This window comes from Streptomyces sp. NPDC047042 (assembly GCF_040644035.1).
GTDB lineage: Bacteria > Actinomycetota > Actinomycetes > Streptomycetales > Streptomycetaceae > Streptomyces.
Map to the genome: position 1 here is coordinate 184,655 of NZ_JBEYVP010000005.1, position 21,953 is coordinate 206,607.

Sequence of the window (21,953 nt, forward strand, 5' to 3'; positions counted from 1 at the left end):
GCATCGCTGTTGATGGTCCTCGGGCTGACCTCGACGGCGGGGGCACGCCCCGCGGGCGAGGCGGCCGCCATGCCGACCGCCACCGATGCCGCCGCTGCCCAGGTGCTCACCTGGACCGCGGGCGACGACATCACCAAGTACGCCTCCGTGCCGGCCACGGCGGTGGCGGGCGCGACGACGATCGTCTTCGAGAACAGTGCGGCGACCGGCAACACCATGGGAATGCCGCACACGTTGACCTTCGACGTCTCCGACCCGGAGTACAACAACGACGTCCCGCTCAACATCCTCGCCAACCCGAACGACGACCAGGGCGGCCGGCACACCGCCGAGGTCACGCTCACCCCGGGCCGCTACCGCTACTACTGCACGATTCCGGGCCACGGCCAGATGCAGGGCATCCTCGTGGTGACGGAGGGCGGCGGCTCGGACACCACGGCCCCGGTGACCTCGGCGACGGTCACCGGTGCGCGGAACTCGCAGGGTGAGTACGTCGGTTCGGCGAGTGTGGCGATCGGCGCGAGTGACGAGGGTTCCGGCGTCGACCGGGTCGAGTACGCGATCGGCGCGGAGGGCGCCTGGCAGCCGTACACCGCACCGGTCGTGATCGACCAGGTCGGCAGCCATTCGGTGCGTTACCGGGCGTTCGACAGGGCGGGCAACGCGGCCGCCGAGAAGAGCGTCGCGTTCACGGTGGTCGCGCCGCCTACGGACGACAAGGCGCCGCCGGAGACCTCGGCGACCGTCACCGGTGAGCGGAACGCGGCCGGGGCGTATCTCGACATGGCGACGGTCACCGTCTCCGCGTCGGACACCGGTTCCGGGATCAACACGGTCGAGTACGCGGTGAACAGCGGGAGTTGGCAGCCGTACACCGGCCCGGTGATGGTGCATCAGGTCGGCAGTCACAGTGTCCGCTACCGTGCCACCGACAAGGCGGGCAATGTCTCCGCCGAGAAGAGCGTCGCGTTCACCGTCGTGGCGCAGCCCGCCGAGGACACGGTCCCGCCGGTGACCGGGGTGACCGTCGAGGGCACCCGGAACGCGAACGGCGCCTACGTCAACAGCGCCAGGGTGACCGTCAGCGCGACGGACCACGGTGGCTCGGGGGTCGCCACGGTCGAGTACTCGCTCGACGGCGGCCCCTATCTGGCGTACACCGCGCCGGTGGTCGTGGACCGGGCGGGCGCTCACTCGGTGACCTACCGGGCGAGCGACAAGGCGGGCAACACCAGCGAGGCGCGCTCGGTGAGTCTCACGGTCGTGGCGGGCGGCGGGGTTCCGGCGCCCAACTGCCCCGAGTACGACGAGCGGTTGACGGTGATCGTGGGCACGGTCGACTCCGGGGTGGTCAACCGGGTCACCAACAACCGGTGCCGGATAGGTGAGTTGATCGAGGACGAGCGGGAGTGGACGTCCCACGCCCTGTTCCTCAAGCACGTACGGACCGTCCTCGACGGGCTGTTCAAGGACGGCGCCGTCGACGAGCGTGAGGACGCGGCGATCGAGGAGGCGGCCCGCGCCTCCGGTATCGGCAGGCCGGGGCAGACCGAGGGCTACCGCACGATCCTCGACGGTACGCCCGCGTCCCTCGCCAAGTGGCAGCAGGTGGGCGGTGGTTCGTTCGCGCCGAACGGCGACGGGTCGATCACCAGCAGCACGACGGTCGCGGGGATGGGCATGCTGTGGTTCCCGGAGCGCAAGTACGGCGACTTTTCGCTGAAGCTGCAGTGGCGGGACGACGCACCGGGCACGGGCAACGCCAACTCCGGTGTGTTCGTGCGTTTCCCGTGGGTCCACGGTCACCCGGAGGAGTCCCGGCCGGAGTGGGTCGCCATCAAGTACGGGCACGAGGTGCAGGTGCTCGACCGGCCCGACGGCGACATGTACAAGACGGGCTCGGTCTACGGCTTCGACCGGGTGGGTCTCGCCGGAGCCGGCGTCACCCAGAAGGGCACCTGGAACGACTACGAGATCCGGGTGGTCGACCAGCACTACTCGGTGTACCGCAACGGCGTGCTGATCAACGAGTTCGACAACACCGGGGGCCAGGACTTCGCCCCGCCGCGCTCGGACGACCCGGGCACGGACGGGCGGCGGTTCGCGTCCGGGTACATCGGCCTCCAGGTGCACGGCACGACCGATGTGGTCTCCTACCGGGACATCCGCATCAAGGAACTGTGAGACGGACGATGCCATGGCCCGGCGGGGCTTGGCAGTAGGGGTTGCGTTTCGGCCGCGGGTTCGTGGTGGCTGATCGCGCAGTTCCCCGCGCCCCTATGGCGTCCGGCGCGTCACCACCCCGTGTGGTGGCGCGCCGGAGTCGTCGGCTGCCGTCGGCTGCCGTCATCAGGTCAGTCCTTACGGGCCCTGCTCGGCTGCACGCGCTTGGGCTCGCCCGGCATCTTCGGGTACTCCGGGGGATACGGCAGGTCACCGAGTCCGTGCTCGTGTTCGTCGCGGCGGGCGAGTTCGAGCAGGGCGTCGAGGGAGAAGGCGTGGTCGTCCATGTCGGCGTGGACGTCGCCCAGTTCGGCGAACCGGCCGGGCATGGTCGCGAGGTCGAAGTCGAGCGGCCGCGCGTCACCGACCTCGTCCCACGTCAGGGGGGCCGAGACCGGGGCGTGCGGCCGGGGCCGTACGGAGTAGGCGGAGGCGATGGTCCGGTCGCGAGCGGTCTGGTTGTAGTCCACGAAGATCCGCTGCCCCCTCTCCTCCTTCCACCACCTGGTCGTCACCTGCTCCGGCATCCGCCGCTCCAGCTCCCGTCCGGCGGCGATCGCCGCCCGGCGCACCTGGGTGAACGTCCACCGGGGTTCGATCGGCACGAAGACATGCAGACCCCGTCCGCCGGAGGTCTTGGGCCAGCCGCGCAGCCCCCCGAACTCGTCGAGCACGGCGCGTAGTTCGTGCGCTGCGCGCACCGCGTCGTCGTAGTCGGTGCCGGGTTGCGGGTCGAGGTCCAGGCGCAGTTCGTCGGGGCGGTCGACATCGGCGCGGCGTACCGGCCAGGGATGGAAGGTGAGGGTGCCGAACTGGGCGGCCCACAGCACGGCGGCGACCTCGGTCGGGCACATCTCGTCGGCGCTGCGACCGCTGGGGAAGGTGATGTGGGCGGTCGGAATCCAGTCGGGCATGTTCTTGGGCGCCCGCTTCTGGAAGAAGTTCTCGCCGGTCACCCCCTCCGGATAGCGTTCCAGGGTGGTGGGCCGGTCACGCAGCGCGCGCAGGATGCCGGGGCCGACGGCGAGGTAGTACTGAGCGAGGTCGAGCTTGGTGAAGCCACGCTCGGGAAAGAAGACCTTGTCCGGGCTGGACAGCCGCACCGTCCGCCCGAACGCTTCCAGCTCCACCGCTTCGCCCATGCGAGCCACGGTAGGCGTACCGCCCAAAGCTCGCACACCGGGCGATTACGGTCGGGCGCGCGCAGAATCGAACCATGGATCTCCCGGTCATGCCCCCCGTGAAGCCGATGCTCGCCAAGTCCGTCGCGCAGATCCCCGTGAACATGCAGTACGAGGCGAAGTGGGACGGGTTCCGGGCGATCGCGTTCCGCGACGGGGCCGAGGTCGAGGTCACCAGCCGTACCACCAAATCGCTGACCAGGTACTTTCCCGAGCTGGTGACGGCCCTGCGGGAGCGGTTGCCCGAGCGGTGCGTGGTGGACGGGGAGATCGTGATCGCGCTCGGCGGGCGCCTCGACTTCGACGCGCTGACCGAGCGCATCCATCCCGCCGAGTCGCGGGTACGGACGCTGGCCGAGCGGAATCCGGCCTCGTTCGTCGTGTTCGACCTGCTGGCGCTGGGCGACGAGTCGCTGCTCGGCGTTCCACTGGCCGACCGGCGCGCGCTGCTCACCAGGGCGTTGTCAGGTGTGACCCCGCCCGTGCATGTGGCGCCGGCGACCACCGACATCGAGGTGGCGCGGCAGTGGTTCGACCAGTACGAGGGGGCCGGCCTCGACGGCGTCATCGCCAAGCCGCTCACCCTGCGCTACCGGCCGGACGAGCGGGTGATGTTCAAGGTCAAGCACGAGCGGACGGCGGATGTCGTGGTGGCCGGGTACCGGCTGCACAAGAGCGGTCCGGTCGTGGGCTCGCTGCTCCTCGGGCTGTACGACGCCCGGGGTGTCCTGCAGCACGTCGGGGTGAGCGCGGCGTTTCCGATGAAGCGGCGGGCCGAACTCGTCGAGGAGCTGGAGCCGCTCCGGCTGGCGGACGTGGGCGAGCATCCGTGGGCCGCCTGGACCGACGAGACCGCGCATGAGGCCGCGCGGCTGCCGGGGGCGCCGAGCCGGTGGTCGGCGAAGAAGGACTTCTCGTGGATCCCGCTGCGGCCCGAACTGGTGGCCGAGGTGGCGTACGACCACATGGAGAACGGCGCGCGCTTCAGACACACGGCCCGTTTCCGCCGCTGGCGCCCGGACCGTACGGCCGACAGCTGCACGTACGACCAGTTGGAGGAGCCGGTGAGGTACGACCTGGCGGAGATCCTCGGCGGCCCGTAGGGGCCTCGGGGCTGAGGACCATCTCGGGGGCGTCCCCCGTGAGCCGTTCGGCCCCACCACCGTGCGCGATCAGGAACTATCGGGTATGGCCACCTATCAACCGATAAGCGCACAATCATAGACACGGATGTGGTGGCGACGGTGGACATGCGACAGCTGACGCGAACGACCCGGACGCGAACGACGCGGACGCGGCGCCCTGGAACGGTGACGGCGGCGCTGGTGGCCGCCGCCGCCGTGTCGGCCTCACTGATGGCCGGCTGCACATCGGACGACCGCCCCTCCGACGACGGGCGGGGCAGCCAGACCCAGAGCCGAAGCCAGGAACCCGACCAGCCGACATCGCCGACGCCCAAGAGCAAGGACGTGGGCCCTGTCCTCGCCGTGAAGATCGACAACGTCCCGGCAGCCCGCCCCCCGACGGGTCTGGAGGCTGCGGACATCGTGTACGCCGAGCAGGTCGAGGGCGGGCTGAGCCGGCTGATGGCGGTCTACGCGACCCGGCTGCCGCCGGCCATCGGGCCGGTGCGCAGCGCACGTGAGTCCGATCTGGAGTTGCTGAGTCAGTTCGACGAGCCGACGCTCGCCTTCTCCGGGGCCCAGAGCAAGCTGCTGCCGTTGATCGACCGGGCGCGGCTGAACGCCGAGTCGCCGGAGTCGGCGGCCTCCGGTGCGTACTTCCGGGGCCGGGACAGGGCGGCGCCGCACAATCTGTTCCTGCGGCCACAGCGGCTGATCGCCGCCGCGCCGGGCGCGGACGCGCTGACGACCGGCTTCCGTTACGGCGCCGCGCCCGAGGGCGGGACGCCGGAGAAATCGCGCACGGTCCACTTCCCGTCGGCGCGCTTCACGTTCACCTGGTCCGCGGAGCGACACGGCTGGCTGGTGTCGATGGACGGCACCCCGAGCGTCACGACCGACGACGACCGGATCGCCGCCGCGACGGTCGTCGTGCAGTACGTGAAGGTGCGCGAGTCGCGTTTCCACGACGTCCTCGGCAACAACACCCCGTACACCGAGTCCGTGGGCTCGGGCCGGGCCCAGGTCCTGCGCGACGGACGGACGTACGACGTGAAGTGGCGACGCGGGGCGGCCACGGACGGCACGGACTTCACGACGACGAACGGCACGCCGGTGAACTTCGCGAAGGGCCAGGTGTGGGTGGTGTTCGCGAAGGCGTGACCAGTACGGCCCGCCTGCCCCTGCGCGAGAAACACCCGGTTGCCGTCCCGCCGCGGCCCCGCACCGCCCCGGCGGCACCGACTCCCGGCCCGCTGACCTCGCCAAGGACACCGGGCCACAAATCCTGCGGCTCGACCCACGTGACGCGACCACCGACACCGGGCCCCGGTTACCGAAGCGCGCACCCCGACGCAGCACCTACCCACCCGGCGTGGCACCTCTCCGAGCCTCGAACCGGTAGCCCCGCCCACCTGGCCCAACCAACACCGGAACCCCCACCACAGTCCCCGGCGACCGAACCCCGCGCCCCCAGCGGAGCGCCCCTCACGGCTCGAACGGCAGGCCCGCCCGTGACAGCTTCTCCGCCGCGCCGAGCAGTGCCGCCGCGAAGCGGGTCACCCGTTCCGGTGTGAACCTCGTGCTCGGGCCGCCGAACGACAGTGCGGCCAGCACCGCCCCGCTTCTCCCCCGTACCGGTACGGCCACCGCCGACAGGCCCTCCTCGCGCTCGCCGTGGCTCACGGCGTACCCGTGGGCGCGGGCCTCCTCGATCCAGGTTCTGAGGGTCGCCAGGTGTCCGGGCCCGTGCGGCGAGGTTTCCGCGATCCGCAGGAGCAGCGGGTCCGGGGCGTCCAGCAGCAGCGCCTTGGCCACGCCGCCCGCCCACAGCGGGAGTTCGTCGCCCACCCGTACGACCTGGCGCAGCGCCTGCGGGCCCTCCTCCTGGGCGATGCAGACCCGGTGGATGTCGCGGCGCACATACAAGTGCACCGTCTCCTTGTGCTCGGCGGCGAGGTCACGCAGCAGCGCCCGGGCGGGGGCCGGCAGGCGCCAGGCCTGTTCGGCGAGCCGGGACCAGCGCAACAGGGTGGGGCCGGCCAGGTAGCGGCCGTGCTCGTCGACCCAGAGCAGTCCGTTGATCCGCAAGGTCTGGAGCAGGCGCAGCGCGGTGGTCTTCGGCAGGCCCGAGGCGCTGACGATCTCGCGGAGGGACAGCGCGGGCCGGACCTCGTCGAAGAGCCCGAGTACGTCGATGGCCCGTTGGACGGTACGCATCCCCGCGGGTTCGGACTCTCCCGCGGCCCCTCCCGCGGATCCTCCGGCTGCCATGCCTGCCCCTCCTCGGCTCCCGACCGGCCCCGGCCCGGGCGACGGTCTCGTCCCCGCACGGTATCCGCTCGAGGTCCGCTGAGCGGACCTGGCCGACCGCGGAGGCGAGGTCAGCGCGGGGAGGCGAGCGGTTCCGCCGGGTTGCGCAGCCCTTCCGCCGCGTCGGAGACCCGCTGGATGAGGTCGAGGAACACGGTCTGCTCGTCGGCGGAGAGCGGGGCCAGGAAAACCTGGTTCATCCGGGCCGTGCGCACGGTCAGCTTGCGGTGGGTGCGCACCCCGTCCTCCGTAGGGCGCAGCAGGGAGCGACGGCCGTCCTCCGGGTCGCGCACCTTGTCGATGAGGGCCCGGCGCCCGAGCCTGCTGACGACCTCGGCGACCGTGGACCGGTCGAGCCCCACCCGCTCCCCGACCGTGCGCTGGTCCAGGCCCGGTTCGGCGACCAGCGCGTTCAGTACGGCGAACTGCGGCGAGGTGATCTCCTCGGAGACCATCGTGTTCCACAGCAGGTAGTGGGCCTGCTGCAGTCGCCGGGCGAGGTGCCCGGGGTGGGTGGAGAGGTCCACCGCGGCCATGTCCGCTCCTGGGGGTCGTCGTCTTCCAAGCAAGCAAGGAATTTCGTTGGTGTACTGACGATACAGTTCCGGCTCCCAGCTGTCTCCCGCCCGTGCACAATGCCTCCACCTGGCTTTTTCTCCCGACTCTTGACGACCCGGCCGGTGAGTGGCAGCGTGAGGGAAACCTTGCTGAAATACTCAGTGCCCTGAGTAATTGCGCTCGGAAGAGATGGGGCTTCACGGATGGACAAGGTGGTCGCCACAGCCCTGGAGGCGGTGGCCGATGTGCCGGACGGCGCGTCGCTCGCGGTGGGCGGTTTCGGGCTCAGCGGTGTGCCGAACGTGCTGATCCAGGCCCTGTACGAGCGCGCGGTCTCGGGCCTGTCGGTGGTGTCCAACAACTGCGGGGCCATGGAGTCCGGCCTCGCGGTGCTGCTCGCGGCGGGCCGTATCGCCCGCGTCACCGGTTCGTACATCGGCGCGAACAAGGAGTTCGCCCGCCAGTACCTGGCCGGTGAGCTGGAGGTCGAGCTGATCCCGCAGGGCACGCTCGCCGAGCGGCTGCGCGCCGGCGGCGCCGGCATCCCCGCCTTCTACACGCCCGCCGGCGTCGGCACCCAGGTCGCGGAGGGCGGACTGCCCTGGCGGTACGACGGTTCCGGCGGCGTCGCGCTGGCATCGCCGCCGAAGGAGGTACGGGAGTTCGACGGCACGGAGTATGTGCTGGAGCGCGGTATCCGCACCGACTTCGCGCTGGTCAGGGCCGCCAAGGGTGACCGGCACGGCAACCTCGTCTTCAACAAGGCCACCCGGAACTTCAACCCCCTCGCGGCCATGGCCGGCCGGATCACGGTCGCCGAGGTCGAGGAGCTGGTCGAGCCCGGCGAGATCGACCCGGACGCGGTGCATTTGCCGGGCATCTTCGTGCAGCGGGTGATCGCACTGACGCCCGAGCAGGCGGCCGACAAGCGGATCGAGCAGCGGACGGTGAGCAGCTGATGGCCTGGAACAGGGAAGAGATGGCCGCCCGGGCCGCGCGTGAGCTGCGCGACGGGCAGTACGTGAACCTGGGCATCGGTCTGCCGACGCTGATCCCGAACTACCTCCCCGCCGACGTCGAGGTGATCCTGGAGTCGGAGAACGGCATCCTGGGCACCGGCCCCTACCCGACCGAGGACCAGGTCGACCCGGATCTGATCAACGCGGGCAAGGAGACGGTGACCGTCCTGCCCGGCGCCTCCTTCTTCGACTCGGCGCTGTCCTTCGGGATGATCCGGGGCGGCCACATCGATGTCGCCGTGCTGGGCGCGATGCAGGTGTCCGCCGGGGGCGACCTGGCGAACTGGGCCATCCCGGGGAAGCTGATCACCGGGATCGGCGGTGCGATGGACCTCGTGCACGGGGCCCGTACGGTGATCGTGGTCATGACGCACACCGCGAAGGACGGCTCCCCGAAGATCCTGGAGCAGTGTGAACTGCCGCTCACCGGAAAAGCCTGTGTGAACCGGATCATCACCGACCTGGGTGTTCTCGATGTCAACGGCGACGGGCTGACGCTCGTCGAGACCGCGCCGGGCGTCACCGTGGAGGAGATCGTGGCGAAGACCGCCGCGAAGGTCCGCGTCCCCGAGGAGATCCAGTCGTGAGCAGCAGCCTGAAGGACGTCTACGTCGTCGACGCCGTCCGGACCCCGATCGGCCGCTACAACGGCGGCCTCGCCGGTGTCCGCCCGGACGACCTGGCCGCCCACGCCATCCGTGAACTCCTCGCCCGCACCCCCGACCTGGACCCCTCCCGCATCGAGGACGTCTACTTCGGCAACGCCAACGGGGCGGGCGAGGACAACCGCAACGTCGCCCGGATGGCGGGCCTCCTCGCCGGGCTGCCCACCACGGTCCCCGGCGTCACCGTCAACCGGCTGTGCGCGTCCGGTCTGGAAGCGGTGATCCAGGCCGCCCGTGCCATCGCCGTGGGCGACGCCTCCATCGCGCTCGCGGGCGGTGTCGAGTCCATGACCCGCGCCCCCTACGTGCTGCCCAAGAACGACCGGCCGTTCCCCGCCGGGCACACCGAGCTGTACTCGACCACGCTCGGCTGGCGCATGACCAACCCCGGTATGGACCCGCGCTGGACCATCCCGCTGGGCGAGTCCGCCGAACGCATCGCCGACAAGCACAAGATCACCCGCGAGCAGCAGGACGAGTTCGCCCTCGCCAGCCACCAGAAGGCCGCCGCGGCGCAGCAGGCGGGCCTGTTCGACGCCGAACTCGCCCCCGTGCCGGTCCCCCAGCGCAAGGGTGACCCGGTCGCCTTCGCCGCCGACGAGAGCGTGCGCGCCGACGCCTCGCTCGCGGCGATGGCCAGGCTCAAGCCGTCGTTCCGCACGGAGGGCGGCACGGTCACGGCGGGCAACGCCTCGCCGCTCAACGACGGCGCCGCCGCCCTCCTCCTGGTCGACGAGGAGGGGTTGAAGGCCACCGGCCGCGAACCCCTCGCCCGGGTCTCGGCGACCGGCGTCTCGGCCATCGACCCTGACTACTTCGGTCTCGCACCCGTAGAGGCCGTCAACCGCGCGCTTGCCAAGGCAGGCAAGGGATTTGACGATCTGTCGACTCTCGAGCTGAACGAGGCGTTCGCCGCCCAGGTCCTCGGCTGCGTCGCCGAATGGCCCGAGTTCGACCCGCAGGTACTCAACCCGCAGGGCGGGGCGATCGCCCTCGGGCATCCGCTCGGCGCCTCCGGTGCCCGCCTCGCCGGGACCGTGGCCCACCAACTGGCCCGCAAGGGCACGGGAATCGGTGTCGCCACCCTCTGCATCGGCGTGGGCCAGGGCCTCGCCCTCGTCCTCGAACGCTAGGAACTCCCCATGGCTCTCACCCAGTCGGACATCGACGTCGAGGTCAGCGACCTCCAGGACGCCTATGACAAGGCGGTCGCCGAAGGCGCCCCCGTACAGAACCATCCGCCGCGCGACTACGCCCCCTACCGCAGTTCGGTGCTGCGGCATCCGAAGCAGCCGCTGGTCGCGGTGAACGGCGGGGACCCGGAGACGGTCGAGCTGTCGGGGCCGGTGTTCGGGGTCACCGACATCACCGACATCGACAGCGACCTCACCGTCCAGCACCAGGGCGAGCCGCTCGGCGAGCGCATCACCGTCTCCGGACGGCTCCTCGACCGGAGCGGACGGCCCGTACGCGGCCAGCTGATCGAGTTGTGGCAGGCCAACGCCTCCGGCCGGTACGCGCATCTGCGGGACCAGCACCCTGCGCCGCTCGACCCCAACTTCACCGGTGTGGGACGGGTCCTGACGGATGATCAGGGCCGGTACAGGTTCACCACGATCAAGCCGGGCGCGTACCCGTGGCGCAACCACACCAACGCCTGGCGGCCCGCGCACATCCACTTCTCGGTGTTCGGCACCGCGTTCACCCAGCGGCTCGTGACCCAGATGTACTTCCCGAACGACCCGCTGTTCCGCTACGACCCGATCCTGCGCTCGGTGACCGACGAGGCCGCGCGCAACCGTCTGGTCGCCGAGTACAACCACGACCTGTCCCAGCCCGAGTTCTCCCTCGGCTACGAGTGGGACATCGTGCTCGACGGTCCCTCCGCCACCTGGATCGAAGAAGGCCGCGACTGATGAGCGTCTCCCCTGCCTCTCCCGTGACCCCGGAGAACCTTCTCCCCACCCCCTCCCACACCGTGGGCCCCTTCTACGGCTACGCCCTGCCCTTCCCCGAGGGCGAGCAGGTCGCGCCCAAGGGCCACCCGGAAACGATCACCCTCCACGGATACGTCCTGGACGGCGAGGGCGACCCGATCCCCGACGCGCTGCTGGAGTTCTGGCAGGCGGCGCCCGACGGCTCCCTCGCCGGCGCCCCCGGTTCGCTGCGCCGCGACCCGGTGACGGGCGGTTTCCTGGGCCGCAACGGCACCGACTTCACCGGCTTCGGGCGGGTCGCCACGGACGCCGACGGGCACTACGCGCTGTACACACTGCCGCCGGGCAACACCGGCCTGCCGTACATCAGCGTGTGTGTGTTCGCGCGCGGGCTGCTGACCCACCTGTACACGCGTGCGTATCTGGCGGACGGCGCCGATCCGCTGCTCGACTCCCTGCCGGCCGAGCGGCGCGCCACGCTGGTCGCCGCCGAGGGCGAGCGGCGCACGTACCGTTTCGACATCCGCCTTCAGGGCGAGGGCGAAACGGTCTTTCTGGAATTCGAGTGACGGAGTTCGAGTGACACCACCTGCCGATGCCGACACCGATGCCGAGTCCGGCGCCGACACCGGCCTGCTCTCCCCCGGGTGGGCCGGTTCCCCGGCGGCCGGCGCGACGAGCGACACCGCGTATCTGCGGGCGCTGCTCGACGCGGAGGCCGCGCTGACCCGGGCGCAGGCCGGGCTGGGCCTCGCGCCCGTGGCGGCGGCCACGGCGGTCGACACGGCCGCCCGGCGGGCCTCCGCCTTCGACGTGCGGTCGATCGCACTGCGCGCCCGGGCAGGCGGCAACCCCGTGATCCCGCTGGTCGCGGACCTGACGGCGGAGGTCGGCACGGAGTACGGGCCGTACGTCCACCGGGGTGCGACCAGCCAGGACATCCTGGACACGGCGACGATGCTGGTCGCCGCCCGCACCCTGGACCTGGTCCTCGCCGACCTCGACGGCACCGCACGGGCTCTGGCCCGGCTGGCGTCCGACCACCGCGACACCGCGATGCCTGGCCGTACGCTCACCCAGCACGCCGTACCGACGACGTTCGGTCTGAAAGCGGCGGGCTGGCGTTCGCTGGTGCTCGACGCACGGGACCGGGTGACGACCGTGCGCGACAGCCTTCCCGCCCAACTCGGGGGCGCGGCGGGCACCTTGGCCGCGTTCACCGTGTTCGGCGCGGGCGACGCACCGGTGGACACCCGTGCCCTGGTCGCCGCCTACTCCCGTGAACTCGGCCTCGCCGAACCGGTGTTGCCCTGGCACACCCTGCGCACCCCGATCGCCGATCTCGCCGGGGCGCTCGCGTTCACGGCCGGCGCCCTAGGGAAGCTCGCCGCCGATGTGCTGACGCTGGCCCGTACCGAGATCGCCGAGGTCTCCGAGGGCAGCGGCGGAGGGTCCTCGGCGATGCCGCACAAGGCGAATCCCGTACGGTCGACGCTGATCGCCGCCGCGGCCCGGCGCGCACCGCAGCTCGCGGCCACGCTGTACGGGGCCCTGGTCGCCGAGGACGAGCGGCCGGCCGGTGCCTGGCACGCCGAGTGGGAGCCGCTCAGGGAGCTGCTCCGGGTCGTCGGGGGTGCCGCCCGGGATGCCGTGGAGTTGATGGAAGGGCTGCGGGTGCATCCGGACGTGATGCGGCAGCACCTGGCCCTCACCCATGGGTTGATCGTCTCCGAGCGACTGGCCGCCGAGCTCGCCCCGGTCCTTGGCCGGGGCCGCGCGAAGGCCCTGCTCACCCAAGTGGCCGCCCGCACCTACACCGAGGGACGACCGCTCCTCGAACTCCTCGCCGAGGAGCCGGAGTTGAAGGACCTTCCGCTCGACGACCTGACCGACCCCGCCCGTTACACCGGTTCCGCCGACATCCTCACCGACCGCGCTCTGGAGCGACCGTGACCGACAAGCTGCCGCACCACCGCGTCGAGGGCTCCGCCACCGCTCCCCCGCTGATCCTCGGACCCTCGCTCGGCACGTCGTACGCCCTCTGGGACAAGGTGGCCCCCGAGCTGTCCGTCAGTCACCGGGTGGTCCGCTGGGACCTGCCCGGGCACGGGGGGTCGGCGCCCGGGCTGATCGGGCCGGGCGCCACGGTCGGGGATCTGGCCGCGCTCGTGCTGGCGCTCGCCGACTCCCTCGGGATCGACCGGTTCGCCTACGCGGGCGTGTCGTTGGGCGGTGCGGTGGGTCTGCATCTGGCCGTCCACCACCCGGAGCGGGTGTCGTCACTGGCCGTCCTGTGCTCCTCGGCCCACTTCAACGGCAGCAAGCCGTGGGAGGAGCGGGCCGCCCTGGTGCGGAGCGAGGGGCTGACGGAGCTCGCGAAGAGCGCCGACGCACGCTGGTTCACACCCGGGTTCACGGTGCCGGAGCTGGTCGCCGACCACCGGAACGCCGATCCGGAGGCGTACGCCGCCTGCTGCGACGCGCTGGGCGCCTTCGACCTGCGCGACCGGCTGGCCGAGATCGACGTACCCACGCTGCTGGTCGCCGGGCGGCAGGACCCGGCCACACCCCCGGCCCATCTGCGGGAGATCGCGGACGCCGTGCCGGGTGCCACGCTCGTCGAACTGCCGGGCGCCTCGCATCTGGCGGTCGCGCAGTGCCCGGAGGCCGTACTGGCCGCGCTGCGCCCGCACTTCGGGGCGGCGCCCCGGCGGGGCATGGAGGTACGCCGGCAGGTACTCGGCGACGCGCACGTGGACCGGGCGCAGGAGCGGCAGACGCCCTTCACGGCCCGCTTCCAGGACTTCATCTCGCGCTACGCGTGGGGCGAGATCTGGACAGACCCGACGCTCACCCGGCGCGAGCGCAGCATGATCACGCTCACCGCCCTGGTCGCGCACGGTCACTACGACGAGCTGGCGATGCACGTCCGCGCGGCCCGCCGCAACGGGCTCACCCCTGAGGAGATCGGCGCGGTGCTGCTCCAGACGGCCGTGTACTGCGGGGTTCCCGCGGCCAACTCGGCGTTCGCGGCGGCGCAGCGCGTGCTGGCGGAGGAGGACGGCGCACAGGGGTGACCTGGGCGCCCGGAGAGGGCCACGGAGGAGTTGCTCCGGGTGTGACCGCCTCTGCCGGGCACCCCGTGGGTCAGCGCAGTCCGCGGCCGTTGTCCAGGACCTCCCGTGCCTGGGCGACCAGGCCGTCCGCGCCACACGACTTGGCCAGCGTCAGGCCCCGCTGGATCTCGGCGGTGGAGCGGGCGGCGATGCCGTACTCGACGCGGGCCGCCGCGTGTTCGTACTGGCAGGGTGACGCCTCCAGGTAGGCGACCGCCTGGGCCGCCAGGCGTACCGCGCGCTGGCCCGTCTCCAGGGACGCGGCGCAGCGAAGGGCCTCGCCGATGGCGGTGTCCGTGCCGAAGCGCTCGGCGTGCCGGCGGGCGTCGGTGGCCAGCACCGCGGCCCGCAGCGGGTCCTCCGTGGCCAGGGCGCGGGCGAGGTCGACGGCCCAGGTGGCGAGCACCGGGTTGTGGAAGCCCCGCGCGGTCGCCGCCTTCTCCGCGGCCTCCAACTCGTTGATGCCCTCCTTGGTGCGGCCGACCGCGATGAGCAGCCTGCCGCGTACGGCGCGGGGTTCGGGCAGCACGATGGTGGACGGGTAGGGCGGGGCGAAGCCGTACTGCTCGGCGACCGACCAGGCCTCCTCCACATGGCCGCGGGCGAGGAGCGTGTCGACGAGGTTGCAGATCGCCGACCAGTACAGGGGCAGGCCGCGCCCTACTCGTTCGGCGAGCCGCAGGGACTCGCGCAACGACGTCTCGGCCTCTCTGAGGCGTCCCCGCCTGCGGTGGCCCAGACCGACGTAGGCATGGGCGAGGGAGAGGTGGCCGCCGCTCCAGCCAGCCGTCTCGTAGGCGCGCAGGGCGTCCATGAAGAGGGACTCGGCGCGGTCGAGGCGGTCGGTGTACACATACGCGCAGGCCAGCATCATCAGCAGTTCGAGGCCCCACTCGGGGTCGGTCCAGCCGAGTCCGGGTGCGAGGCGGCCGTTGACGAGGGCGCGGTCGCACACCTCCACGACCTCCTCGGCGTTCTCGCCGTGCGTCATGGCGTCGAAGCCGCGCAGGATGAGCAGCGCGCGCTCGGAGTTGTCCCGGCCCGTGCAGGGGCGGGCGAGGGCGGCGAGGCGCTCGGAGCGGCCCGGCACGGGCACGTCGCCGCCGTAGATGCCCTCCCACATGAAGTGCACGGCCTGCAGCCGCATCCGGGCCGGGCCCGGCTCGTGCCGGGCGGCCTCCGTCTCGACCGTGCGGACGGCCGCCTCCAACTGGTCGTTGTGCAGCAGGGCCTGGGAGAGCCTGACGACCGCGTCGACGCGCTTGTTGCCCTCGAGGCCGGGCATCGCGAGCGCCGTCTGGAGGTGTCCGATGGTGGTGGCGGGCGCGGTGAGGAGGGTGGCGCAGCCCAGTTCGTAGAGCACATGGGCATGGCTCTCGGGGCGGGGCGGCTCCAGCAGGGCGCGCTCCAGACAGCGGCGGGCCGCGTCCGGCGCGCCGACCGCCTGGTGCTCGCGGGCTGCCTCGCGCAGCTGGTCGACGAGTTCCTCGTCGTCGTCCGGGTAGACATGGAGGAGGTGGCGGGAGGCCGCGGCGGCGCCCTTCCCGGACTCGGTGACGACCTGCGCGGCGATGCCGTGCATGGCGGTGCGCATGCTGTCCGGAATGGAGTCGTAGACGGCGGTGGCGATCAGCGGGTGGACGAACTCCAGCTCGCTGTCGGTTGCCTGACCGGACGTCAGATCCGGTTCGGTGAGGATGCGTTCGGCGCAGAGCAGGTTGGCGCAGCGGTAGGCCTCGTTGGGGCCGAGGGTGGCCAGCCGTGCCACGAGGTCCACGGTGATGCCCGTACCGAGAATGGCCGCCGCCTGCGCGAACCGGGTTGCCGAGACGCCCAGTTCCTGGAGGCGGGCGACGAGGCCGCCGCCGCGCGCCGAGTGGTTCAGTGCGCGCAGTTCGCCGCAGGAGGCCTCGACCGGGGCGAGTCCGGCACCCTGGACCTTGGCCAGGAGTTCGACGGTCTCGTACGGGTTGCCGCCGGTGACGGCCCACACCTCGCGGCAGAACGGGGCGTCGGCGTGCGGGCCGAGGGTGGCGCGGGTGAGACCGGCGGAGGCCGCGGGAGTCAGGGCGTCGAGGGCTTCGACGGGAGCGGCCGACCGGGCGATCGCCTCCAGGTACTCGGCGCGGGCGCCGGTGGCCTCGTCGGGCCGGTGCGCGACGACGACCAGGACGGACAGGTCGTCGAGCCGCTCGGCGAACGCGGCCAGCCAGCGCAGGGTCTCATGGTCGGCCCAGTGGGCGTCGTCGATGAGCAGGACGAGCGGCCAGTCGCGCTTGGCGAGCCGTCGTACGGCCGCCACCAGGCCGTCGCACACGCCCTGCGGGTCGGCCTGGCGCTCGCCGGGTTCGGTGATGCCGAGGGCGGGACCCGCGATGTCGTACCAGTCGCCCAGGTATTCGCGGGCCTCCTCCGGCATCAGCGAGAGCAGGGCGGGTTGCAGTAACTGGCGTACGACGTTGAAGGGGACGGACCTGAGGGTCTCGCCGCCGCGCACCGACCACACCGTGCAGTTGCGCCGTTCGGCGACGCGCCTGGTGTGGGCCATCAGCGCGGTCTTGCCGAGGCCCGCCTCGCCGGTGAAGAGCAGCAGAGTGCCCGAGGAGGAGTTGTCGACACACAACGCGTCGATCGCCTGTTCGACGGCGGCGACCTGTGTCTCGCGCTCCCACAGGGCGGCAGAGCCGGCCGTCCCGGGCCGTTCCTCCGTCATCCCGCTACCTCCCCAAGTCGCCTGAACGACGTACAGAACCTGAGAGTAGCCGTCCGGCTGTCGCTGCGGAGGGGGGTCGGCGCAGACTCCGCCGGGACGAGTGACAGGGCGGGCGGCAGGGCGACGCGACGGACCCGCCGGCTGCCCTGGTGAGAGTCGGCGCCAGTCGTCGGTGGCGGGGTTCCGAAGGCCCGTATCCCGTTATCTCGGCATCTCGGACCGCCTTTCCACGCCGTTCCCGGCGGAAAGGGCGGTCCTCTCATCCGCCTTTCACACGAGCCTCATACGGTGGGGGCATGACGCAGGAGACTCCACCCGGCTGGTATCCCGACCCCGGGCAGACAAGTGACGGCCCCGCCACCGAGCGCTGGTGGGACGGCAAGGCATGGACGGAACAGACCCGTCCCGAGGGCTCGGCCGCCGCCTGGGGTCCACCGGTGCTGGCCACCGGCGGGTATCCGGCGTATCCGGACCACCCGCCGACGGGCACCCGGCGCGGGCTGCGCACGGGCATAGCCGTCGCGGTGGCGATTGCCGTCCTCGCCGGCATAGGCGGCGGTGTGTACGCGCTCACCAAGGACGACGGCGGCAGCAATGTGAGCTCACAGGTACCCGGCGGGCAGGGCGGAAACGGCGGCCGGGGCGGGCCCGGCGGCCAGAACGGCGGCGGTCAGGGCGGTCCCGACGGCGGCACCGGAGGCGGCCCTGGCGGGCGGACGCCGGATCCGCAGCGGACCGAGCCCTCGGAGAGTCCGAGGATCGACAGCGGTTCCGTACCCGACTCGACCAACGGGATCAGCATCCCGATTCCCGACGGCTGGTACGGCCAGTCGATCACCGTGGGCGGGCAGGTGACGTCCGACAGCTCGTACAAGTGCCCGGGCGACACGACGAAGACGTGCACGAAGGGCGGGGCGTACTCGGCGCCCGCGCTGGCGCTGGGCACCCCGGGCAGCACGCCCGAGGCGGTCGCCAAGGCGGACATCGAGGCCAACGCCGAGGAGTCGTACGGCGGTACGACCTACGGGAAGATCACCTCGCACGACGTCCTGGCCACCAAGGCGGTCACCGTGGCCGGGCAGAAGGGCTATCTGGTCCGGTGGAAGGCGGTCACGAGCAAGGGAGCGGACGGCATCGTCGAGTCGCTGGCCTTCCCCGCGCCGTCCAACCCCCGCCAGATCGTGGTCGTCCGCTTCGGTATCGACGCCGACCAGAAGGAGTCGCTGATCGACGAGATCACCGCGGGCATCAAGGTCTCGTCGGTGGGCGGCAGCGGGCAGGACGTCTGATCCGCGGCCGGTCCCCCGGCAGTGGATCGGCCGGGTGGAGCGCCTCTCCGCTCAAGAGGAACCCCACCCGGCCGGGGGGTGCGCGCCGCCCCCGTCCCCACGGGTCGACGCGGACAGGTCACCGTCCGGTGGATGCCACGGACGGCGGCCTGCGTCTCAGGTGACGCCGAGTGCGGGCAGCACCGCGGCGTCCACGAATTTGACGAGGTAGTCCGGGTCGGCGTACCGCCCCTCCAGCATCGGACGCACGCGCAGGACACCCATGATCTGCGCCGGTACGTACTCCAGCGCCGGATGGTCGGCCGGCACCTCGCCCCGCTCGACCGCGCGGCGGATCATCGCGCCGAACGCGCCGACCTCGGGTTCGACGAGCGCCTCGCGCAGCGCCACCTGGAGCTCCGGGTCCTGCATGGCGGCATGCCCGAGGGCCTGCATCAGCTGGGTCGCGTGCCCGGACCACTCGCCGGCCGCCCGGGCCGCCGCGCGCAGGTCCCCGGCGAGGGTTCCCGTGTCGACGTCGGCGCAGCGGGCGCCTCTGCTGGCGCGCAGCGCCGCGGCCACGAACTGCGGCTTCGTCTTCCACTGCCGGTAGAGCGTCGACTTGCTGCAGCGGGCACTGGCGGCCACGCCCTCCATGGTCAGCGCCTCGTAGCCGCACTCGCGGATCTGGCGGAGCACGGCGTCGAAGTACTCCTGCTCACGCTCCGGCGTGATCTTGGAGCGGCGCGAGGCGACGCCCGGTTCCGGCGGTCCCTCCGCTGCCTGCGACGTCATGTCCGCACTCCTCTTCCTGGTCGGTCCTGCCGTTCGTGTCGGGCAGTCCGGTGGCTTATTCCCGTTTTCAGTGTGTCGTAAGTCCATCGATACGCCAGTGTACCGGTACGGATCCGTATCGGTACACTCTCGTATCGGTACACCAACGTATCGATGAGCGGACCGCCCCTGGAGACGAGTTCTCGCCCATAAGCACTACCGAAGGGGTCGGGAGATGGAAGCCCGCACCGAGGCCGCCGAGACGGAGCCCGCCGGAATACGCCGGCCGCCGCTCGTCCGTGAACTCCTGCTGGTCGCGGGATTGTTCCTCGTCTACAAACTCGGCCGGCAGCTGGCGACCGGGCACACCGCCGAGGCCTTCCAGAACGCGCACCGCGTCTGGGACTGGGAGCGCGCCCTGCACCTCCCCGGCGAGGGCGCCGTGCAGTCGGCGCTGGTGCACAGCGACACCGCGATCCATCTCGCGAACACCTACTACGCGACCGTGCACTTCCCCGCCACCGTCGCCTTCCTGGTCTGGCTCTACCTTCGGCGCCCCACCCACTACGTCTGGGCCCGTCGGGTCCTCGCCCTGGTCACCGGGGCGGCCCTGGTGATCCATCTCACCTTCCCGCTCGCCCCGCCCCGGCTGCTGGCCGAGGCCGGCCTCATCGACACCGGCCAGGTGTTCGGACCGACGGTCTACGGCGCCTCGCCCGAGGCGGACACCCTGTCCAATCAGTTCGCGGCGATGCCCTCACTGCACTTCGGCTGGGCCCTGATGGTGGCGATCGGCCTGGTCGTCGCCACCCGCTCCCGCCTGCGCTGGCTGTGGCTGCTGCATCCGCTGGTGACGCTGCTGGTGATCGTCGGTACGGCGAACCACTACTGGCTCGACGCGATCGTGGCCTCCGCGCTGCTGGGCATCGCTCTCGCGGTCGTCCACCTGCCGCACCGCACCGAGACGACCGCGCGCGAGAGCAGCCCCCTCGCTCCGGCCGAAGAGCCCGTCCTCGTGGGAGCGGGCCGATGAACGCCGCCACGCTCGCCGCCGTCGTCCTCTCCCTCTTCTCCGCCGTCGCCTACGCCTCCGCCGCCGTCGCGCAGGAACGGCTCGCCTCCCGCAACTCCGAGGCGGGGCTACGACACCTGATCGCGACCGGCGCCTGGTGGGGCTCGGTGCTGCTCAACGCGGCGGGCGCGCTGCTGCACGTGGTCGCCCTCAAATACGGTCCGCTCACGGTGGTGCAGCCGCTGGGCGCACTCACGCTGGTCGCCGCGGTGCCGTTGGGCGCGCGGGTCGCCGGCCGGCGGGTCAGCGCGGTGGAGTGGCGCGGTACCGCGCTGACGCTGCTCGGCCTGGCGGCGATCCTGGTCACGGCGTCCGGTCCGGCGCCCGAGGACGTGCTGAGTCTCCCCCAGGCCCTGGCGGTCGCGGGTACGACGATGCTGGTGATCGGGGTGCTGGCCCGGCCCGGCGCCCGGCCCGGACTGCGGCACGCGAGCGCGTCCGGCATCGCGTCCGGGGTGGCCTCGGCGCTCACCCAGACCGTCACGGTCGCGGCGACGGCCGGCTCGGACTCGCTCCCCGGCTGGCAGGTGATCGGGGTGGCGCTGCTGGTCGCGGCGTTCGCGGCGGGCGGTCTGATCCTGTCCCAGACCGCCTACCGGGGTGGCCTCGGCGGTCCGCTGGCCCTGGTGACGCTGGCGAACCCGGTTTCCGCGGCGGTGATCGGCCTGGCGCTGCTCGGCGAGCGGCTCCAGGGCGCGGCAGCGGGTCTGCTGCTGGCGCTGGCGGGCGCGGGGCTCGCGGGGTGGGGTGTGGTGGCGCTGTCGCGGTCGACGCCGGAGCCGGTTCCGGCTCGGGCTTCCGTCCCGGCGGCTCCGGAGCGGGTCGTGATTCCGTCCCCGGCTTCGGCCAACGTCTCAACAGGCGCCTCAGTACTGGACGACGAGGAGCATCCGGTGGCGTCGGTGCTGGCGCTGGAGGCCCATTCGGCGCCCGTCGAACCGTCGCTGCTGCCCCGGCGGCCTTCGGAGCCGGGGCACCTCACCTCGCTGTGAACCGAGCGGCCCCTGTGAACACCCGTGAACAGGGGCCTCGGTCGCGCTCTGTGAACCGAAGCGTCGGCTGTGAACCGACCCGTCAGCCCAGACCCCGTGAATCCTGCTTCAGCGCCGTGTCGACGGTCAGCGCCGTCGCCACCACGAGGCTCAGCAGGGGCTCGGGCAGCTGGTAGTGGATCTGCAGGACGTAGTTGTCCGAGGTCGTGAACATCGTCTTCGCCAGACCTTCCCAGGTCTTGGTGATACGGGCGACCTCGTTCTCCGCGTGGTCGACGATCGCGAAGTTCCAGGCCCGCCAGTTCTCCGCCTTGATCGCGCCGACCTGCTGACCACCCGCGTTGATCGCGAAGTTGATCTTCCCGATCATGTTCTGCTGGACGATCTCACCAACCGGCGAACCGTCCGGACGCTGCACGATCACCCGGGACTTCAGGAACTTGCGGGGACGCGTCAGCAACAGCACCGGCTGCCCGTGGACGTCCCGGATCTCCAGCTTGTGCGTCATGAACTGGTCGAGGCTGGAGACAAAGCGAAGGATCTTCTTCAGCACGCTCTGGCCGACCTGGACCACCGATCCGAGATCCCGGCCGTGCTGGTCCATGACCTTGTACTCGTTGGTCAGCTCGATCAGCTTGGCCTTCTGGTTCACCACCAGCACCGGCTCGCTGAACAACGTGCCACCGCCGGCCCCGCCCGCCGCGACCCCGGCCTGCTGCTGCACCTGCCGCTGCACACGCGGGTCACCGGCGGCGGCCGGCTGCGTCGGCCCGAACCCCTTCTGGGGCCCGCCGAATCCCTGCTGGGCCGGCTGCGCGGGCTGCACCGGCGCCGCCTGCGGCTGCTGCTGGGCCGGGGGCTGCTGCGCCTGCTGCTGGTCGGTGTTGGTGTGCTCGGTCCACTGGGAACCGTCCCAGTATCGGAGCGTCTGGGGCGCTCCATTCGGATCCGCGTACCAACCTGCAGGTATGTTCGATTGCGTGGTCACCGGGGCACACTAC

General features: G+C 71.7%; 19 protein-coding genes. 13 read left to right on the forward strand and 6 right to left on the reverse strand.

Going from position 1 to position 21,953, the window contains the following annotated elements:
- The first annotated feature begins 12 nt into the window (after positions 1 to 12).
- The gene (locus ABZ855_RS07210; RefSeq protein ID WP_360802631.1) at positions 13 to 2,184 is read left to right on the forward strand and encodes a family 16 glycoside hydrolase; all 2,172 of its coding nucleotides are present in this window, start codon (positions 13 to 15) and stop codon (positions 2,182 to 2,184) included.
- 170 nt (positions 2,185 to 2,354) lie between these two features.
- On the opposite strand, the gene ligD is transcribed toward ABZ855_RS07210, so the two are convergent.
- Positions 2,355 to 3,365 carry a non-homologous end-joining DNA ligase gene (gene ligD / locus ABZ855_RS07215; protein ID WP_360802286.1) on the reverse strand — a complete coding sequence of 337 codons (1,011 nt, stop codon included), beginning with the start codon at positions 3,363 to 3,365 and terminating at the stop codon, positions 2,355 to 2,357.
- 74 nt (positions 3,366 to 3,439) lie between these two features.
- Here ligD and ABZ855_RS07220 point away from each other — a divergent pair, with 74 nt between their 5' ends.
- Positions 3,440 to 4,507: an ATP-dependent DNA ligase gene (locus ABZ855_RS07220; protein WP_360802289.1), complete on the forward strand. Its 1,068-nt coding sequence runs from the start codon at positions 3,440 to 3,442 to the stop codon at positions 4,505 to 4,507.
- Between the two features lie 147 nt (positions 4,508 to 4,654).
- Entirely contained in the window at positions 4,655 to 5,689 is a 1,035-nt protein-coding gene (locus ABZ855_RS07225) for a DUF3048 domain-containing protein (protein WP_360802292.1), read from the forward strand.
- Positions 5,690 to 6,013: 324 nt separating this feature from the next.
- Here the strand turns inward: ABZ855_RS07225 and ABZ855_RS07230 are convergent, their stop codons facing one another.
- Entirely contained in the window at positions 6,014 to 6,799 is a 786-nt protein-coding gene (locus ABZ855_RS07230) for an IclR family transcriptional regulator (protein ID WP_360802295.1), read from the reverse strand.
- A 110-nt stretch (positions 6,800 to 6,909) separates the two neighbouring features.
- The gene (locus ABZ855_RS07235) at positions 6,910 to 7,374 is read right to left on the reverse strand and encodes a MarR family transcriptional regulator (RefSeq protein WP_360802298.1); all 465 of its coding nucleotides are present in this window, start codon (positions 7,372 to 7,374) and stop codon (positions 6,910 to 6,912) included.
- Positions 7,375 to 7,599: 225 nt separating this feature from the next.
- On the opposite strand from ABZ855_RS07235, the gene ABZ855_RS07240 reads away from it, so the two are divergent.
- From ABZ855_RS07240 to pcaD, 7 genes are read left to right on the forward strand one after another with little or no spacing between them, the layout of a single operon-like run.
- Entirely contained in the window at positions 7,600 to 8,355 is a 756-nt protein-coding gene (locus ABZ855_RS07240) for a CoA transferase subunit A (protein WP_360802302.1), read from the forward strand.
- A complete protein-coding gene (locus ABZ855_RS07245) occupies positions 8,355 to 9,002 on the forward strand; it encodes a CoA transferase subunit B (protein WP_360802305.1) in 648 nt (215 codons plus the stop codon). The genes ABZ855_RS07240 and ABZ855_RS07245 overlap by 1 nt, the downstream gene beginning before the upstream one ends.
- Before the next feature lie 8 nt (positions 9,003 to 9,010).
- Complete coding sequence (locus ABZ855_RS07250; protein ID WP_360802634.1) at positions 9,011 to 10,213, forward strand: thiolase family protein; 1,203 nt, start codon at positions 9,011 to 9,013, stop codon at positions 10,211 to 10,213.
- A gap of 9 nt (positions 10,214 to 10,222) precedes the next feature.
- The gene (pcaH, locus tag ABZ855_RS07255; protein WP_360802307.1) at positions 10,223 to 10,996 is read left to right on the forward strand and encodes a protocatechuate 3,4-dioxygenase subunit beta; all 774 of its coding nucleotides are present in this window, start codon (positions 10,223 to 10,225) and stop codon (positions 10,994 to 10,996) included.
- Positions 10,996 to 11,586, forward strand: a complete 591-nt coding sequence (gene pcaG, locus ABZ855_RS07260; RefSeq protein ID WP_360802310.1) for a protocatechuate 3,4-dioxygenase subunit alpha — start codon at positions 10,996 to 10,998, stop codon at positions 11,584 to 11,586. Before pcaH ends, pcaG begins: the two co-directional genes overlap by 1 nt.
- Positions 11,587 to 11,596: 10 nt before the next feature.
- Entirely contained in the window at positions 11,597 to 12,970 is a 1,374-nt protein-coding gene (gene pcaB, locus ABZ855_RS07265; protein ID WP_360802313.1) for a 3-carboxy-cis,cis-muconate cycloisomerase, read from the forward strand.
- On the forward strand, positions 12,967 to 14,094 hold the full coding sequence (gene pcaD / locus ABZ855_RS07270; protein ID WP_360802316.1) for a 3-oxoadipate enol-lactonase: 1,128 nt from the start codon (positions 12,967 to 12,969) through the stop codon (positions 14,092 to 14,094). The genes pcaB and pcaD overlap by 4 nt, the downstream gene beginning before the upstream one ends.
- 70 nt (positions 14,095 to 14,164) lie before the next feature.
- Here pcaD and ABZ855_RS07275 read toward each other — a convergent pair whose 3' ends face one another.
- On the reverse strand, positions 14,165 to 16,846 hold the full coding sequence (locus ABZ855_RS07275) for an AAA family ATPase (protein ID WP_360802319.1): 2,682 nt from the start codon (positions 16,844 to 16,846) through the stop codon (positions 14,165 to 14,167).
- Between the two features lie 296 nt (positions 16,847 to 17,142).
- On the opposite strand from ABZ855_RS07275, the gene ABZ855_RS07280 reads away from it, so the two are divergent.
- Positions 17,143 to 18,135 carry a DUF2510 domain-containing protein gene (locus ABZ855_RS07280; protein ID WP_360802322.1) on the forward strand — a complete coding sequence of 331 codons (993 nt, stop codon included), beginning with the start codon at positions 17,143 to 17,145 and terminating at the stop codon, positions 18,133 to 18,135.
- Between the two features lie 156 nt (positions 18,136 to 18,291).
- Here ABZ855_RS07280 and ABZ855_RS07285 read toward each other — a convergent pair whose 3' ends face one another.
- Positions 18,292 to 18,909 (reverse strand): TetR/AcrR family transcriptional regulator, encoded by a 618-nt coding sequence (locus ABZ855_RS07285; RefSeq protein ID WP_360802325.1) that lies wholly within the window; start codon positions 18,907 to 18,909, stop codon positions 18,292 to 18,294.
- A gap of 214 nt (positions 18,910 to 19,123) precedes the next feature.
- Between ABZ855_RS07285 and ABZ855_RS07290 the strand changes: the two genes are divergently transcribed.
- Together ABZ855_RS07290 and ABZ855_RS07295 are read left to right on the forward strand one after the other, a co-directional pair.
- On the forward strand, positions 19,124 to 19,921 hold the full coding sequence (locus ABZ855_RS07290; RefSeq protein WP_360802328.1) for a phosphatase PAP2 family protein: 798 nt from the start codon (positions 19,124 to 19,126) through the stop codon (positions 19,919 to 19,921).
- Positions 19,918 to 20,952, forward strand: coding sequence for a hypothetical protein (locus tag ABZ855_RS07295; RefSeq protein WP_360802331.1), 1,035 nt, complete (start codon positions 19,918 to 19,920; stop codon positions 20,950 to 20,952). Before ABZ855_RS07290 ends, ABZ855_RS07295 begins: the two co-directional genes overlap by 4 nt.
- An 82-nt stretch (positions 20,953 to 21,034) precedes the next feature.
- Here ABZ855_RS07295 and ABZ855_RS07300 read toward each other — a convergent pair whose 3' ends face one another.
- Positions 21,035 to 21,940: a phospholipid scramblase-related protein gene (locus ABZ855_RS07300; protein WP_360802334.1), complete on the reverse strand. Its 906-nt coding sequence runs from the start codon at positions 21,938 to 21,940 to the stop codon at positions 21,035 to 21,037.
- Positions 21,941 to 21,953 lie beyond the last annotated feature (13 nt).

Coding starts and splice junctions, on each gene's coding strand:
- ABZ855_RS07210 (WP_360802631.1), top strand. CDS start 13: ATGGTCCTCGGGCTGACCTCGACGGCGGGGGCACGCCCCGCGGGCGAG.
- ligD (WP_360802286.1), bottom strand. CDS start 3,365: ATGGGCGAAGCGGTGGAGCTGGAAGCGTTCGGGCGGACGGTGCGGCTG.
- ABZ855_RS07220 (WP_360802289.1), top strand. CDS start 3,440: ATGGATCTCCCGGTCATGCCCCCCGTGAAGCCGATGCTCGCCAAGTCC.
- ABZ855_RS07225 (WP_360802292.1), top strand. CDS start 4,655: ATGCGACAGCTGACGCGAACGACCCGGACGCGAACGACGCGGACGCGG.
- ABZ855_RS07230 (WP_360802295.1), bottom strand. CDS start 6,799: ATGGCAGCCGGAGGATCCGCGGGAGGGGCCGCGGGAGAGTCCGAACCC.
- ABZ855_RS07235 (WP_360802298.1), bottom strand. CDS start 7,374: ATGGCCGCGGTGGACCTCTCCACCCACCCCGGGCACCTCGCCCGGCGA.
- ABZ855_RS07240 (WP_360802302.1), top strand. CDS start 7,600: ATGGACAAGGTGGTCGCCACAGCCCTGGAGGCGGTGGCCGATGTGCCG.
- ABZ855_RS07245 (WP_360802305.1), top strand. CDS start 8,355: ATGGCCTGGAACAGGGAAGAGATGGCCGCCCGGGCCGCGCGTGAGCTG.
- pcaH (WP_360802307.1), top strand. CDS start 10,223: ATGGCTCTCACCCAGTCGGACATCGACGTCGAGGTCAGCGACCTCCAG.
- pcaG (WP_360802310.1), top strand. CDS start 10,996: ATGAGCGTCTCCCCTGCCTCTCCCGTGACCCCGGAGAACCTTCTCCCC.
- ABZ855_RS07275 (WP_360802319.1), bottom strand. CDS start 16,846: ATGACGGAGGAACGGCCCGGGACGGCCGGCTCTGCCGCCCTGTGGGAG.
- ABZ855_RS07280 (WP_360802322.1), top strand. CDS start 17,143: ATGACGCAGGAGACTCCACCCGGCTGGTATCCCGACCCCGGGCAGACA.
- ABZ855_RS07285 (WP_360802325.1), bottom strand. CDS start 18,909: ATGACGTCGCAGGCAGCGGAGGGACCGCCGGAACCGGGCGTCGCCTCG.
- ABZ855_RS07290 (WP_360802328.1), top strand. CDS start 19,124: ATGGAAGCCCGCACCGAGGCCGCCGAGACGGAGCCCGCCGGAATACGC.
- ABZ855_RS07295 (WP_360802331.1), top strand. CDS start 19,918: ATGAACGCCGCCACGCTCGCCGCCGTCGTCCTCTCCCTCTTCTCCGCC.